The following is a 15,212-nucleotide window of genomic DNA, read 5'->3' as shown; positions in this document are numbered from 1 at the left end:
TTTACGATGAATCGTGTTTTACCTCTTGGCGCCCTGGTGGTACTGAGCGCTGCGGCCCAAGCCCAGCAAGCCGACCCGCTGGCTCCTACCCCGGCCCTGACTACTGATTCGCTCTGCCTGCTGCCCTACCGGGAGTACGTAGCCGGCGGCAGCACCGTGTATTTCGCCGACCGCCCGCAACCTGCCACCACCATTCAGCCCAGCCTGACGCGCGTAGCGGGCGTGCAGGTGACGCCTTACTCCGGTGCCCCGGGCGCCTGGGCCATGGTGCGCGTGCGCGGGGTCATCAACCTCACCGGCAACAGCCAGCCGCTGTACGTGGTCGACGGCGTGCCCGTGTACAACAACGACGTAAAGCCCGAAACCTTCAATAACCTGACCGGCTTTTCCGGACCGCAGGCCCCCCAATCGACGCCGCGCACGCCGGGCGCCAACCCGCTGATGGACCTGCCCGTAGAGGACGTGGCCTCGGTGGAAGTGCTGAAGGGCGCGGCGGCCACGGCCCTTTACGGCATGCAGGGCGCCAACGGGGTCATTCGCATCACCACCAAGCGCGGCGGGGGCAACGCCGACGAACCGCAGCCGCTGCGGGTGCGCTACGCCGGCTACGGCGGCGTGCAGCAGGTGCGCCAGCGCTACGAGCTGCTCAACGCCCGGCAGTTTGCCGAAGTAGCCAACGCCGCCTCGGCTAACGACGGCTTTGGCGGCACGCCGCCCTACGACGAGGCCACCATTCAGCGCCGCGGCGAGGTGGACTGGCAGGACCGTCTGCTGCGCGTGGCCGGCGTTCAAAGCCACAACCTCAGCCTCGACGGCCAGCACGGCGGCACCCGCTATTACGTGGCCGCCGACTACCTGCGGCAGGCCGGGGTGGTCATCAACTCCCGGCTGAACCGGGCCAACCTGCGCCTGAACCTGGAGCAGCAACTGGGCCGCCGGCTGACCCTGGACCTGAAAGCCGCCGGCACCCAAATCGACCAGCGCCAGCCCGGCCCCGACAACGACGCGGCCGACGTGCTGCGCACCGGCCTGCTCACGGAACCGCTGGGCGCAGAATCCCGCAACGGCTTCACGGTGTACAGCCCCGAGCAGCGAGCCACCGAGTTTTACCGCGCGCCGCGCACCCGCCGCCTGCTCACCCAGCTCGGCGCCACGTACCGGCTGGCTCCTGAGCTGACGCTGTACGCCCGCGGCGGCTACGAGCGGGTGTACGTGCGCGAGTCGTATCACACGCCCGATCAGGCCTACCCCAACGGCGCGCTGCTGCGCAGCACGGAGCTGTCGAAAACCTTCGCCGACAGCTGGGTGGCCGAGTCCGGGGCGCGCTACCAGCACGCATTTGTGGCTGGCCACTCGCTGTCGGCCTCGCTGACGTACCTGCGGCAGGAGTTTCAGAACCGCCTGAGCCGCGACCAGCAGACATTTCCCGTCAGTGGCCCCGGCGGTATAGGCTATGGCTACAGCCACTCGGAGATGAGCCAGAAGTCCGTGCCCATTCACAGCCCCTCGGCCGTAGTCGACTTCACGTTCGGCGGGCGTTACGAGGTGCAGGCCTCGCTGCGGGCCGATATGGGCAAAGGCGACGAATGGAAGGCGTACTGGTTTCCGGGCGCGCAACTAAGCTGGCACCTGGCCAAGGAAGCCTTCCTCATTGAACACCCCGTGCTGAGTACGCTTACGCTGCGCGCCGGCACCGGCCTTACCAGCAGCTACTTCACCCCCGACCGCACCCGTCAGCTCGATGCCGGCCTGCTGGTGGGTGTGCTGCAAAACCGCTTCACCCTGAGCCTGGACGCCTACCAGCGGCGCACCGAGCACGCGCAGGGCATTCTGGCCATTGCCGTACCCCTGCCCACTGGCTACAGCGTTATTTACGTCTCGCCCGACGCGAAGCTGCGCAACCGCGGCCTGGAGCTGATGCTGGCCGGCCGCTGGCAGGCAGGAGCGCTGACGGGTAACTCGGCCCTGGCCGCGTCGCTAAACCAGAACGAGCTGACGGACATTGCATACCGGGGCCAGTTGCTGAGTTACCCCGGCCTGGAAAAAGGGCATTCCGTCGCGCGCTTTTTGGCCTACGAGCAGGAAGGCATCAATCCGGCCGGCGCGCCCGGCGCGGGCACCATCCGCTACCGCGACGTGAACAACGACGGCCAGCGCAACTATAGCGACGCTTATTACCAGGGTACCGGCCTGCCCCGCTACGCGCTCAGCTTCACGCAGCAGTTGCGCCGCGGGCCTTTCGAGCTGACCGCACAGGTCGACGGCCTGTTTGGCTACCAGATCTTCAACGCCACGCTGCAGGCTCTGGACTTACCGAACGGCTACACCAACGCCTCGCAGCAGGCCCTGCACTACTGGACGCCGACGCGCACCAACACCGACACGCCGGCGCCCTCCAGCTACAACTACCCCGGCAACTTCGGCAGCACCCGCCCGCCCACCGACCGCGACCTGGCCAGCGGCAACCACCTGCGCCTGACCCAGCTTACCCTGGGCTACGACGTGGTGAACACGGCCGCGCGGCAGCTGGGCGTGTGGATTGGCGGCCAGAACCTGCTGGTGACGGGCCCCTACCGCGGCTTCGACCCCAACGTAAGCAGCGGCGGGGCCTCGCCGATAGCCGCCGGCCAAGACGCCAGCGTGTACCCCGTGGCCCGGGTGTGGCAGCTGGGCGTGCGCGGCCGCTTCTGATGCCCTCACCTATAGACAATGAGGCTACGCTTCCTTGGCCCCTGATTGGGTTGCGCGAGCTGTTCGTTGCTTATTGATAATTGCTCATCGATAATCCTCCGCCGAACCCGGCGCCGTTTTCGTAGGTTACTACGTTTTAGCGCCCTGACTACTTCCCTATTGCCTCATGATCAACTTCCAGGAATTTTCGCTTGCCAACGGCCTGCGCTGCATCGTGCACGAAGACTTCACCCAGCCCATGGCGGTGCTCAACGTGCTCTACAACGTCGGCTCGCGCGACGAGGACCCGGGCCATACCGGCTTTGCGCACTTGTTTGAGCACCTGATGTTTTCGGGCTCCGTCAACATCCCGAGCTACGACGAGCCGCTGCAGCGCGTGGGCGGCGAAAACAACGCCTTCACCTCGCCCGATATCACCAACTATTACCTCACCCTGCCCGCCCAGAACATCGAAACCGCGTTCTGGCTGGAGTCGGACCGCATGCTGAGCCTGGCTTTCAGCGAAAACGGGCTGGAAGTGCAGCGCAAAGTGGTGGTGGAGGAATTCAAGCAGACCTACCTCAACCAGCCCTACGGCGACGTGTGGCTGAAGCTGCGCCCCCTCGCCTACCAGCACCACCCCTACCAGTGGGCCACCATCGGCAAAGAAATTAGCCACATCGAAAACGCCACCATGCAGCAGGTGCGCGACTTTTTCGCCAAGCACTACTCCCCGTCCAACGCTATTCTGGTGGTGGCCGGCGCCGTGAGCCTGGCCGAAGCCCAGCAGCTGGCCGAGAAGTGGTTCGGGCCCATCCCGACCGGCACGCGCTACGAGCGGCAGCTGCCCCGCGAGCCGCGCCAGACCGAAGCCCGCTTGCTGGAGGTAGAAGCCGACGTGCCGCTGAGCGCCCTCTACAAGGTGTACCACATGCCCGGCCGTACCGAGGCCGATTACTACGCGGCGGATTTGCTTTCCGACGTGCTGGGCCGCGGCAAATCCAGCCGCCTGTACCAGCGCTTGGTGAAGGAGCAGGCTCTGTTCAACTCTATTTCGGCTTCCGTGATGGGGTCGTTGGAGCCGGGCCTGATGGTGGTCAGCGGCAAGCTCAACCAAGGCGTGAGCCTGGCCGACGCCGACGCGGCCGTGCAGGCCGTGGTGGACGAGCTGTGCCAGCAGCCCATCGACGCCGAGGAGCTGGAGAAGGTAAAAAACCAGGCCGAAGCCAGCATCGTGTTCAGCGAAGTAGAGTTGCTGAACCGCGCCATGAACCTGGCCTACGCCAAGCTGATGGGCGACGCCAACTTTGTGAACGAGGAAAGTGCCCGCGTGCAGGCCGTGCAGCCCGCCGACGTGCTGCGCGCCGCCCAGGAGTACCTGCGCCCCGACAACTGCTCCACCCTGCGCTACCAGGCCCGCGCCGAGCAGGCCACCGAAGCCCCGGTGGAAGAGGAAGAAGCCACCGCCTAGCGGCCATAAAGGCGTAAGCAAAAAGCCCGGAGCGCGCGATGCGCTCCGGGCTTTTTGCTTGGGGAATGTGCTAGGGTGCTTAGTTGCGCTGCGTGCGCGGACGCATCGAAGGCTTCTGCTCAATGGGACGGCCGCGGTAGTCGAAGCGGGTGCGACCCATGGGGCGCAGAGCCGAACCCGGCGCCACGCTCATGCCCTGAATGGACGAAGACGACGAGCCACCGCCGGCAGCCCCATCGGAGCCGCCGCCGAAACCACCGGCCCCGGCGCTGCCGACCCCGGAAGCCTGCCCACCCTGGCTTTGGGCAGCCGCATCTTGCGGCGTGGCCGCGGGCTGCTCAGTGGGGGCAGGGCTTGCTTCAGCCTGCGACTTGGCGGTAGCGGCTTTGGCCGGCGCGGCGGCTTTAGTAGCTTTTTTGGGTGCGGGAGTATCCCAGCCGCTGTCGCCCCAACCGTCGCTGCTCTTTTTGGTAGTATTTTTTTGCTGGGCTTGCGCCTGGAACGTCATCAGGCCCAATACCAACCCGAGTAATGCCAACCGTTTCATGTGGTCTGAATCTTAAAGCGGAGGTGGAAGAATAGTCAGTACTTGTTTACGCATAAAAGGCCCTGCCGATCAGCATTTTTCCTCCCATTTTGCGCCAAGCTCCTGCCCAACCGCCCGCCGTTGGAAACAGTTTCAGCGGCGGCGGATTTTCTTGAACTTGGTCTTAGTCTTGGCTTTAGCCTGGCCGCCCGACGAGGTAGTACCCCGCGCCGACATCGACGTAGCGGCGACAGTTTTGGGTTTTACCGGCGTGGAAGTCAGTTTGGCTTTGGGCTTGATGGGACGGCCCATGTAGTCGGTGGTGAGGGCCAGCGGGCGGCCCAGGCGCATGCCCGGCGCCAGCTTCACGTCGTCGGAGGAGGCGGGCTGGTGGCGGGCCCGGTAGCCGCGCCCGCTGCGCGACTTGGTTTGGGCCTCGGCGCTGGCAGCATCGGCCAGGGCCAGCACCAGGGTGAGCAGAAACAGCGGTAGTAGGCGGCGAATCATAGCAACTGCGGAAGTGAGTGAAACGGAGAACCTGACGGCGGCAAAGCCGGGCACGGCTAAGGGGTAGCCGAACGGAAGGGTATCGAACGGTGCGCCTGGTTGACGCTGTACCTGGGAGTGACGGCGGCCCCAGCGGCGGGCTTTGCCGGGACTGGGCCGGGCACGGGGACACAATCAGCAGGGGGGGGCGAAAAACGCATCGGCGGGTACCTAACCGGGTGTACTTTTGCTTCATACGTAAGCGTGGCCGGTTCAGCCAAACGGCGCGGGCCGGCTGCCCCTCATTACGTATTTGTCCCGACCGCGCCCGTGCCCCACGGCCGTTTATCTTTGCAGTTACTTATGCAGGACACGATCCAACAGCTTCAGCAGGAAATCGAGGCCTACGACGTCAGCACGGCGGTCGGGCTCGATCAGTTTCGCATTGCCTACACCGGCCGAAAGGGCCGCATTGCCGACCTTTTCGATCAACTCAAGAGCGTGCCGGCCGAAGACCGCCGCGCCGTGGGCCAGCAACTCAACGCCCTGAAGCAGCTGGCGCAGGACAAGTTTGACCAGCGCCGCCAGCAGCTCGAAGAAGAAGCCGCCAGCCAACCCGCCGACCCGGGCTATGACTACACCCTGCCCGCGGTGCCCGGCGCCCTGGGCACGCGCCACCCGCTGAGCCTGACCCGCGACGAAATCGTGCGCATCTTCTCGCGCATCGGCTTCAACGTGGCCGAGGGCCCCGAAATCGAGGACGACTGGCACAACTTCTCGGCCCTGAACTTCCCCGAGAACCACCCGGCCCGCGAAATGCAGGATACCTTCTTCCTGCCGCCCGCCGGCGAGGAAGAGCAGAACCGCCTGCTGCGCACCCACACCAGCACGGTACAGGTGCGCCTGATGCAAAGCCAGAAGCCGCCCATTCGCTCGATCATGCCGGGCCGCGTGTACCGCAACGAGGCCATTTCGGCCCGCGCCCACATGGTGTTTCACCAGATCGAGGGCCTGTACATCGACGAAAACGTGAGCTTCGCCGACCTGAAGCAAACCATCTACTACTTCGCCCAGGAGTTCTACGGGGCCGATGTGAAGATGCGCATGCGCCCGTCGTACTTCCCCTTTACCGAGCCGAGCACCGAAATCGATATTTCCTGCCTGATTTGCAAAGGCGCCGGCTGCAACATTTGCAAGTACACCGGCTGGGTGGAAATCATGGGCGCTGGCATGGTCGACCCGAACGTGCTGCGCAACTGCGGCATCGACCCGGAGCGCTACTCCGGCTTTGCCTTCGGCATGGGCCTGGAGCGCCCCACCATGCTCAAGTACCAGATCAAGGACCTGCGCCTGTTCACCCAGAACGACCTGCGCTTCCTGCGGCAGTTCGAAGGCATACATTAAGCCCCCGGAGCCGGTACCGATAGTTTTCGGTACCGGCTTTTTGCTGGTTTGGTGTCGAGCTTCCCTGCCAACCCAACATGCCCGGCACCCAGCTCCCAGACGTGTGCCACCGCAAGCTGGTCAGCATTTACTTCGGGCTACCGTAGGCCGTAGCGGCTATTCTTGCTGAACACAGCCTGTCGGCGAACATAAACGCAGTCTTTGGGCGTTACCAGTCACATGAACACCTCCTCCCGCCGTATTTGGTTTATAGCCGTTGTCAGCGCCGCTCTGTTGGGGCTAGAAAGCTGCGGTTCTTCGGGCTCCAATGTGCAGCCCGCCATTCCCACGGCCGTGGTCAATGAGGTAGTGAACCTGAGCACCCAGCAAGCCGCCCCCCTCCGCTTCGACCGGGGCTATATTTACCTGAACGCGGGTGCCCGCGGCATTGTCCTGATTCGGCAGAATGCACAGGAGTACTTGGCCTTTGAGCGCAACTGCCCCTACCAGCCCTATGATGCCTGCGCCAAGGTGAGCGTGGACCCGTCCAGCTTCTTCCTGGTGGACACCTGCTGCACCTCCCGTTTTGATCTGACGGGGCAGGTTACCAGCGGTCCTGCCCGTCTACCGCTGCGTCGGTACAGCACTTCGCTCAACGGCAACCTGCTGTACATCACCAACTAAACATTTTTTACAAAAAAAATATGTAGCAAGGGTTGTGCAAACTGATCCTACTGCCTAATATTGCACCCGCAACGGCAATCAAACGCCGCCATAACCGCTTCCTTAGCTCAGTCGGTTAGAGCATCTGACTGTTAATCAGAGGGTCCCTGGTTCGAGCCCAGGAGGGAGCGCCACAACGAAATACCTGCCTTAACCGGCGGGTATTTTTGTTTTCAGCCCTAAGGGTTGGAACAGCGAGATGCTTTGGAGTGCTAACAAGCATAAAGCAAGTCCTTTACATCTGGGCTTCCGGCTGCTAGGGGTGGCTTTTTGGAGAAGTCCTTGGGTTAGCGAGTATCAGCTAGCGTTGTTGCAGCCAGGAGCAGGCTGTTGCTAGGTCTTCAAAAGCAGCCACAAAGGGCTGGGAAGCAGAATTCAGCGTTGTATCCAGGGAAAAGCGGGCCGCTAAGGCTGCCGGGTATATGCACGCCATGTAGCGTACGCCGGCCTCGGCCAGCTTGAGAAAGAGCGTTTCGCCGACCCATTGTTCCCGGCCGGCCCAGCCAGTGGCTGCGTACCGGGCGTCGTTGAGCAGCTTGGCGCAGGGCCGCTGCTGCAGCGCCTGTAGCAGCAGTGCCCACCCTTCGCTCGCGGAATGCTCCTCGAAGCTGCCGCGCCACTGGACGTACAACCACTGAGCTTCATTGTCATGCCAAACCTGCACTGCGCTGGTGGCGCCCAGTAGCGTTAAGCGGCTGTCTTCCACTTGGTAAAGCCATTCTCGGCCAAAGGTTAATCAAAGATAGGCTACCGGATGGAAGCCGTGCGCCATGGAGTTCTTGCACAACGCCTATCAGGTGGCGAAGAGTAAGCCGTTCGGAACGGCTGGGTGTTGCGGCGACACTGACAACATTCCGGGCAGTAGGCAAAACAGCCTGCCGTGCCGGCACCGTAGCGGCCGCAGCCACCCCACCCTACTACTCCCCTCACCCTCAGATGTTCAGCATCAACGGCCGGCGGGCGCTGGGTGAACCCGGAGTAATCGGGCGTGAGGGGCGGATCAGGCCCGGCGGTTTTCCAGGTACTGGCTCATTTGCTGCAGAGTCTGCTGCAATAGGAGGGCTATTTCCTCAACGAGGGGCTCCAGGGTAGGACGGTAAAAGGCGCCCGGCCATTTTTCTACTTGCAGCAGCAAGGGCACCAACTGCTGCATGTGCATGTGTGATGCACTGGGCCGGATTTCGTGCGCTACTTCTTTCAGCGCGTCCAGGTCGCCGCGCTCCATAGCCGTGCGCAGGCGCGTCAGGATGTCGGCACCGCTCTTGAGAAACATGCTGACCATGCGGGTGACGAACTGTTCATCCTGATTGGCTATTTCCCGCAGCTGGGTAAGCTGGTAAAGTGGCGGCGCCGGCGCGTCGGCGGGAGCCGGCAGCCACGCGTGCAGCATGGTCAGCAACTGGTTTTCCAGAAAGGGCTTGGAGAGGTAATCGTCCATGCCCGCGGCCAGGCACTTCTCGTTGTCGCCTTTGATGGCGTTGGCCGTCAGGCCGATGATGGGGATGCACACGCCTTGCTCGCGCAGCTGCCGGGTTGCTTCCAGGCCGTTCATCACGGGCATCTGCACATCCATCAGAATCAGGTCGAACTGCTGCTCCTGTACGGCGGCCACGGCCACGGCGCCATTTTCGGCTTCCCGTACGTGCATATAAGCCTGCTCCAGAAAGGTTTTGGCCAGCAAGCGGTTGTACTCGTTGTCTTCTACCAGCAGCACGCGCCGGCCGCGCAGGGCCTGGCGCAGCACCGTCGGGTTTGGCGCCAGCTCGGGGCGGGGCATATCCGCGGCCGTGCCCACCGGCAGGCGCAGGGAAAACATGCTGGTAGTGCCCTGGCCCGGCTCGCTTTCGAGCCGCAGCTGCCCGCCCATTAGCTGCACCAGCTTCCGGGAAATGCTCAGCCCCAAGCCCGTACCGCCGAATTTGCGCGACACAGACGCATCCTGCTGGCTGAAGTTCTGAAACAGATTTTCCAGGTACTCGGGCGCAATACCGACGCCCGTATCGCGGATGCGAAACTCGACCACCAGCTCGGGCCCCACGTGCTCCAGCACCTCGCAGGAAATACGGACGGCGCCCTGCTCCGTGAACTTCAGGGCGTTGCCGGCCAGGTTCAGCAGCACCTGCGTGAGGCGGTGCGGGTCGCCGAGCAGCACCGGCGGAATGGCCGGGCTGACGTGCACGTGCAGGCTGAGGCCCTTGTCTTCGGCTTTGTACTGCAGCGTTTGCTCCACCTGCCGGCACACCTGGCCCACATCGAAGCCCACGTGCTCAATGCTCATCTTGCCCGCCTCGATTTTGGCCTGGTCCAGCACGTCGTTGATGATGACGAGCAGGTTTTCGGCCGAGGTGGTGATGGCGTGCAGGTACTCGCTCTGCGGGGCCGACAGGCTGGTTTTGGCCAGCAGCTGGCTCATACCCAGAATGGCATTCATGGGCGTGCGAATCTCGTGGCTCATGTTGGCCAGAAACAGCTCCTTGGCCTGCGCCGACTCTTCGGCCTGCTTCTTGGCCTCGCGCAGGCTGCTTTCCAGCTGCTTCTGGTGCGTGATGTCGAGGTGGGCCGCAATGGAGCCGATGTACTGCTTTTCGTCGTTGTAGAGCGGGGCGCCGCTCACCAGCAGCCACTTTATTTCGTCCGCTTTGGTCATGATGGGCACTTCGTAGGTATCGGCCAGGCCGGCCGCCCGCAGCGCGCGCTTTTGCTGCGGAATATGCCCGCTGCCTTCAGCCGGCCTGATTTTGGTCATGGGCGCGTTCAGCAACTCTTCGAGGCGGTAGCCGGAGATGTCGCAGTAGCTCTGGTTGACAAAGACAATGCGCTGATCGACGCTGATTTCGACCAGACCCAGCCGCAGGTTCTCCAGAATGCCCCGGTACTTCTCCTCCCGCCGCCGCAGCGCCTCTTCCTCGGTGGCCCGCACGGTGATGTCCTCGTACTTCCACAGGAAGCCGATGTATTCGTCGTGGGCGTAGATGGGGGTGGCGTCGCGCTTGAGCACGCGACCATCCTTGAGCGTCATGATTTCTTCCTGCACCGTCAGGCGCTGCTCGCGGATGTCGTTGACGCGCCGCAAAAACAGTTCTTCGTCGCGGAAAGCGGTGCTGGCCTCCTGCGCCAGTTCCCGGCAATCGGCCCCGACCAAGGCCTCGGGGGAAATGGGAAGCTGGAACAGCCGGCAGAAAGCCGCGTTGGCCAGGATAATCTTCTGGTGCTCGTCTTCCAGCAGCACCGCACCCTGCAAGCTGGCAATGGTGCTGGCCAGCCGCAGCGTCGACGCTTCGCGGGCCCGGTTGGCCTGGGTGATTTCGGTGACATCGGTGTAGCTACCCGTCAGCATCAGGGGCACGCCGTACTCGTCGCGCTCCGTAATCAGCCCGCGCACCAGTATCCAATGGACTTCTCCCAAGGCATCGACCAGCTGGTAGGTGGTCGAGTACATGCTGGCTTCTCCGCGGAAATAGGCCTCAAAAGCGCGCTGGGATGCGTCTTCGTCTTCTGGACGAACGTTGGACAGCTGCGGCAGGAGCGTAGGCTGCGCGTCGGGGTTGTACCCCAGCAGTTCGCGGTACTTCTGGGAAATGGATAGTTGCCGGGTGCGCACATTGTATTCCCAGGTATGGTTGCCGACGCCTTCCATGGCGGCGCGCCAGCGCTGGTTGCTGGCTTGCACCAACTCCTGCGCTGCCACGGCCGCGGTGCTGTCGTGCATAATGCCCCGGTACACCAGGCCTTGCTCGTCTTGGTCCGACACCAAGGCGTAACCGCGCCACCAGCGCAGCGGCTGGCCCGGCACCACCAGCCGGCCTTCAAATTCCCAGGGGGTCCGTTGCTGATTGGATACTTCCACCGACCGGCGCCACGCCTTCCAGTCGTCGGGGTGGATGAAGCTGGGAATGAGGAACAGCTCGTCGGGGCCGATGCCGAACAGCTCCTGAAATTTTGGGCTGGCGTAGGTCACGTAATACGTGCCGTCGTAGTTTTCGCGCCATTCGTAGAGCGCGCCCGGCGCCTTCTCGATCAGCTTCCGGAAGCGCTGCTCGTTTTCGAGCAGGGCCTGCTGGGCGAGGCGCTGCGCCGTAATGTCCTCCACCAGGCTGACGTAGAGCAGGGACTGATACTGCGCATTCCAAATGGGCTGCGCTTTCACCCGCATCCAGCGCACCGGGCTCGGCAGGTGCGGGTTAGGCCCCTCGAAAGAGTACGGCAGGCCCTGGGCACGGCACTGCCAGATATGCGCGGCGGTGGCCTCGTCGGGCCAGTAATGCGGTAGGGCATCCGGCAGAAGCCGGCCCGCCACATCGGCCAGCGTGCAGCCGCAAAGCCGGGTGAAGCCCTCGTTTAGCCAAACAATATGGCCTTGCGCGTCGGATAGCATCACCGACGGAAACACGTTTTCCAGTATCTGCAGGGTCGGGCTCAGGTGCTCCAGCCCGGGCAGGGCCAGTTCGATGGCGGGAATCCGCTGGCAGGCTTGGGCTTTGAGCGCCTCAATCTCCGCTTGCTGCCGGGCTACCAGTTGCTGTAAACGTTCATTCTCGGCTTGTATCGCAGCGAAATTCATATCGTCGTTTTCCATTAGCCCACGCATTCCCTGGTTCCGATTGCTGATAAGTAGACTGAATACGCTTGCGGTATAAGTTGGGCAGGCGGCCGGCCCGCACCCAAGGCGCAAGCTCTCTGCAGGATAAAGATAAATAGCAATCCTATTTCGCCCCGATCTTATCGGGCAATGGGTAGGCTAACTGCCTTCGGCCTATTAGGCGCGCAACCGGCCGGAGCAGGCCCCATTTTCGCCTGGCAAGGGCTGGCTGGTGCGCCCAGCCCCGGCCCGAATGGCCTCCTGCCCGGCGAAAATGGCATTTCAGCCGTAAGTTGTAGGCGCCGCAAATGGCCCCTCTTGCCTCATTGCTATGGCTGTTGCCAATCTAGTCCGGCCGCTGGTGCGGCCCTTTGCCGAATTCTTTCGCCGGGAAGCCTCCGGCAGCATCGTGCTGCTCTTTAGTGCCGCGCTGGCTCTGTTGCTGGCCAATACCTCGTGGGGGCCGGCACAGTACTTCCCTGCCATCTGGGATGAGCACCTGCGCGTGGCTCTGGGCAGCTTGGTACTCGATAAAAGCCTGCTGCACTGGATCAACGACGGGCTGATGGCCGTGTTCTTCCTCATCGTGGGGCTGGAAATCAAGCGCGAAGTGCTCGACGGGGAGCTGTCCTCCCTGCGGCAGGCCGCGCTGCCAGTGGCCGGTGCGGTGGGCGGCATGGTGGTGCCGGCGCTGCTCTATGCCGTCTTCAACCGCGGCACCGCTACGGCCGATGGCTGGGGCATTCCCATGGCCACCGACATTGCCTTTGCGCTGGCCGCGCTGCAGCTGCTCGGCCCGCGCGTGCCGCTGGGGCTGAAGGTGTTCCTCACGGCGCTGGCCATCGTCGACGACCTGGGCGCGGTGGTAGTCATTGCCGGCTTTTACACCCGCGAGCTGCACCTGACGTGGCTGTACTGGGCCCTGGGAATCTGGGCAGCGCTGCTGAGCCTCAATGCCCTAGGCGTGCGCAGCCTGGGCCTGTACCTGCTGCTGGGCCTCGGGCTGTGGTACGCCACGCTGGAATCGGGGGTGCACGCTACGCTGGCCGGGGTGCTGCTGGCCATGGCCATTCCCGCGCGCATCGGGCAGGAACGGCCCGCGCTGCTGCGCCTGCTGGAGGAGCGCCTGCACCTGCTTGGCGACGAAGCCCACAGCCGCGACGCCGACCCGCGCACCATCAGCGAGGAGCTGGAAGAACTGGCGGAAAGCATCAGTTCGCCCGCGCAGAAGCTGGAGCAGCGCCTGCACGCGGTGGTGGCGTTTGGCATCGTGCCCTTGTTTGCTTTTGCCAACACCAGCCTGACCATCGACGCCTCGGCCATACAGCAACTGGTGTCGCCCCTGGGCCTGGGCATCCTGGCGGGGCTGGTGGTGGGCAAGCCGCTGGGCATCGGGCTGCTGTCGTGGCTGACGGTGCGCCTGGGGTGGGCCACGCTGCCCGCCGGCGTGACGTGGCGGCACCTATGGGGCGCCGGCCTGCTCGGCGGCATTGGCTTTACCATGTCGCTATTCGTTACGCTGCTGGCCTTTGGGGTGCACTCCCCGGCTGAAGCCGTAGCCAAACTAGCCATCCTGCTGGCCTCGCTGCTGGCGGGCGTCGGCGGCTTTCTGCTGCTGCGCACGACGCCGCCGGTTCCGGAGCCGGAGGCCGCTTAGTTTGCTTGCCCATCACCACTTCGGCAGGAGCACTTACTCGTGCCGGTTTGTAAGCTACGCTTGGGCGCAGGTGTACCGCGTGCGGCTCGCACAGCCGGCCTGATAGTGTTAGATGAGGCAGGGAGGATGCCGGAGGGGAGAAAAACAGTTTTACTGCTGATGGCAGAGCTGCCGCGCAGGACGCGGTTATAGCGTCAGCAGGACGCGCAACTAAGGAGTAAGCGGCGGAAGCTAAGGCTGGAAGCGGCTTCTATTGGTCCGTGCTACAGGATGCGGAGGCAGGTGAACGATGCGCACTGGCGGCTGGAACGGATGGTTTCCGCCTATGGCCGGGTTTGCACAGAATTGCTTCAGAATCCCTTCGTACACGGCCCTTACCCGGTTGATTAGCCGGGTCATCCGCCGGATGCTTTACTCCACTTCCTCTCCGCTTAACTGGCAATGAAATTCTTGCTTTGCCGCTTCCTGCTGTGCGTCGCCGTAGCCACGGCGGCGCTGGCACCGGCTACGGCCCAGGTAATGCCCACCGTCACGCTGCCGCCCGATACCACGCATAAATTTGAAAACCCCACCGGTGTGCCGCTCGTGGTCAAGCAGCCCTGGTACCGCGGCAAGCTGGTGAAGGCCGTAGCCATTCCGGCCGTGCTCATCGGCTACGGCGCGTACACGTTCAACGGCGGCGGTTTTTACACCAACCAGCAGGCCAACCGCGACATCCACCGGGCGTTTCCGACTTACCGCACCTCACTCGACAACTACCTCATCTTCGCGCCATACGCCGAGCTGGGCCTGGTGGCGCTGTCGGGCGTGGAGTCGCGCGACGACCGGCTCAACACCCTGCTGGTCATTGGCAAGTCGGAGCTGTTTATGCTCGCGACGGTATTTGCCGTCAAGAACCTAACGCGCGAAACGCGGCCCGATGGCTCCGATAACCTCTCGTTTCCCTCGGGCCACACGGCGCAGGCGTTTCTGGCCGCCAGCATCGTGCACACCGAGTTCCGCGACAAAAGCCAGTGGTACGGCATTGGGGCCTACACCATTGCCACCGGCGTGGGTGCCCTGCGCATGATCAACACCAAGCACTGGCAATCGGACGTGGTGGCCGGCGCGGGCTTCGGCATTCTGGCGGCGCACGTGGGTTACCTCACCCACCGCAACCGTTGGGGCCGCAAGCCGCGCATCCTCAACGGCACCACGTTTACGCCCACCTGGGTGCCCGGCGGCGCCGGCTTCGGCATGGTGTGGCGCCCCACGCAATAACCCGCTGTTTCCTCCTCGCTATGTGGTGGGCCTACGCGCTTCTTTCCGCCGTCTTTGCGGCGCTTACCGCCGTGCTGGCCAAAGTCGGCATCAAGGGCGTCGACTCCAACCTGGCCACGGCCGTGCGCACCTCGGTTATCCTGGTGCTGGCCTGGGCCATTGTGTATTTCCGCGGGGGCATCGGGGCCGTGGCCACGTTGTCGCGCACCAACCTGCTGTTCCTGGCGCTGTCGGGGCTGGCCACGGGTTTGTCGTGGTTGTGCTATTTCCGGGCGCTGCAGCTGGGCAAAGTGTCGCAGGTAGCGCCCGTCGACAAGCTTAGCGTGGCCCTGGCCATTGTGCTGGCGGTGGTGTTTCTGGGCGAAAAGCTGACCTGGCAAGCCGGCCTCGGCGCGACCCTCATCGTGGCCGGCACCATTGTACTTATCTGGGGCTGAGCCTGGCCCCAACCTTTTGG

General features: G+C 63.6%; 11 protein-coding genes and 1 tRNA gene. 8 read left to right on the top strand and 4 right to left on the bottom strand.

What is annotated here, in order from left to right; translation table 11 throughout:
* Positions 1–6: 6 nt before the first annotated feature.
* Complete coding sequence (locus B0919_RS14345) at positions 7–2,691, top strand: TonB-dependent receptor plug domain-containing protein (RefSeq protein WP_078012964.1); 2,685 nt, start codon at positions 7–9, stop codon at positions 2,689–2,691.
* A gap of 166 nt (positions 2,692–2,857) precedes the next feature.
* Positions 2,858–4,141 carry a M16 family metallopeptidase gene (locus tag B0919_RS14340; RefSeq protein ID WP_078012963.1) on the top strand — a complete coding sequence of 428 codons (1,284 nt, stop codon included), beginning with the start codon at positions 2,858–2,860 and terminating at the stop codon, positions 4,139–4,141.
* Between the two features lie 79 nt (positions 4,142–4,220).
* On the opposite strand, the gene B0919_RS14335 is transcribed toward B0919_RS14340, so the two are convergent.
* Together B0919_RS14335 and B0919_RS14330 are read right to left on the bottom strand one after the other, a co-directional pair.
* Positions 4,221–4,688 carry a hypothetical protein gene (locus tag B0919_RS14335; protein WP_139362133.1) on the bottom strand — a complete coding sequence of 156 codons (468 nt, stop codon included), beginning with the start codon at positions 4,686–4,688 and terminating at the stop codon, positions 4,221–4,223.
* A 132-nt stretch (positions 4,689–4,820) separates the two neighbouring features.
* Positions 4,821–5,174, bottom strand: coding sequence for a hypothetical protein (locus B0919_RS14330; protein ID WP_078012961.1), 354 nt, complete (start codon positions 5,172–5,174; stop codon positions 4,821–4,823).
* A 342-nt stretch (positions 5,175–5,516) separates the two neighbouring features.
* On the opposite strand from B0919_RS14330, the gene pheS reads away from it, so the two are divergent.
* The 3 genes from pheS to B0919_RS14315 all read left to right on the top strand — a co-directional run bounded on the left by pheS (position 5,517) and on the right by B0919_RS14315 (position 7,393).
* A complete protein-coding gene (gene pheS, locus B0919_RS14325; protein WP_078012960.1) occupies positions 5,517–6,557 on the top strand; it encodes a phenylalanine--tRNA ligase subunit alpha in 1,041 nt (346 codons plus the stop codon).
* A gap of 219 nt (positions 6,558–6,776) precedes the next feature.
* Entirely contained in the window at positions 6,777–7,220 is a 444-nt protein-coding gene (locus tag B0919_RS14320) for a hypothetical protein (protein ID WP_254846580.1), read from the top strand.
* A 96-nt stretch (positions 7,221–7,316) separates the two neighbouring features.
* Positions 7,317–7,393: transfer RNA gene (locus tag B0919_RS14315), tRNA-Asn, on the top strand.
* Positions 7,394–7,560: 167 nt separating this feature from the next.
* On the opposite strand, the gene B0919_RS14310 is transcribed toward B0919_RS14315, so the two are convergent.
* Both B0919_RS14310 and B0919_RS14305 read right to left on the bottom strand, forming a co-directional pair.
* Positions 7,561–7,965, bottom strand: coding sequence for a hypothetical protein (locus B0919_RS14310; RefSeq protein WP_078012959.1), 405 nt, complete (start codon positions 7,963–7,965; stop codon positions 7,561–7,563).
* A 294-nt stretch (positions 7,966–8,259) separates the two neighbouring features.
* On the bottom strand, positions 8,260–11,835 hold the full coding sequence (locus B0919_RS14305) for a PAS domain-containing hybrid sensor histidine kinase/response regulator (protein WP_176133052.1): 3,576 nt from the start codon (positions 11,833–11,835) through the stop codon (positions 8,260–8,262).
* Positions 11,836–12,169: 334 nt separating this feature from the next.
* Here B0919_RS14305 and nhaA point away from each other — a divergent pair, with 334 nt between their 5' ends.
* The 3 genes from nhaA to B0919_RS14290 all read left to right on the top strand — a co-directional run bounded on the left by nhaA (position 12,170) and on the right by B0919_RS14290 (position 15,192).
* Positions 12,170–13,495, top strand: a complete 1,326-nt coding sequence (nhaA, locus tag B0919_RS14300; protein WP_078012957.1) for a Na+/H+ antiporter NhaA — start codon at positions 12,170–12,172, stop codon at positions 13,493–13,495.
* A gap of 441 nt (positions 13,496–13,936) precedes the next feature.
* Positions 13,937–14,755 (top strand): phosphatase PAP2 family protein, encoded by an 819-nt coding sequence (locus B0919_RS14295; protein ID WP_078012956.1) that lies wholly within the window; start codon positions 13,937–13,939, stop codon positions 14,753–14,755.
* Positions 14,756–14,775: 20 nt separating this feature from the next.
* Positions 14,776–15,192 (top strand): EamA family transporter, encoded by a 417-nt coding sequence (locus tag B0919_RS14290; protein WP_078012955.1) that lies wholly within the window; start codon positions 14,776–14,778, stop codon positions 15,190–15,192.
* Positions 15,193–15,212 lie beyond the last annotated feature (20 nt).

Source organism: Hymenobacter sp. CRA2, from assembly GCF_002007105.1.
In the GTDB taxonomy this organism is placed as follows: Bacteria; Bacteroidota; Bacteroidia; order Cytophagales; family Hymenobacteraceae; genus Solirubrum.
This window is presented reverse-complemented; position numbering and strand designations above follow the sequence as displayed.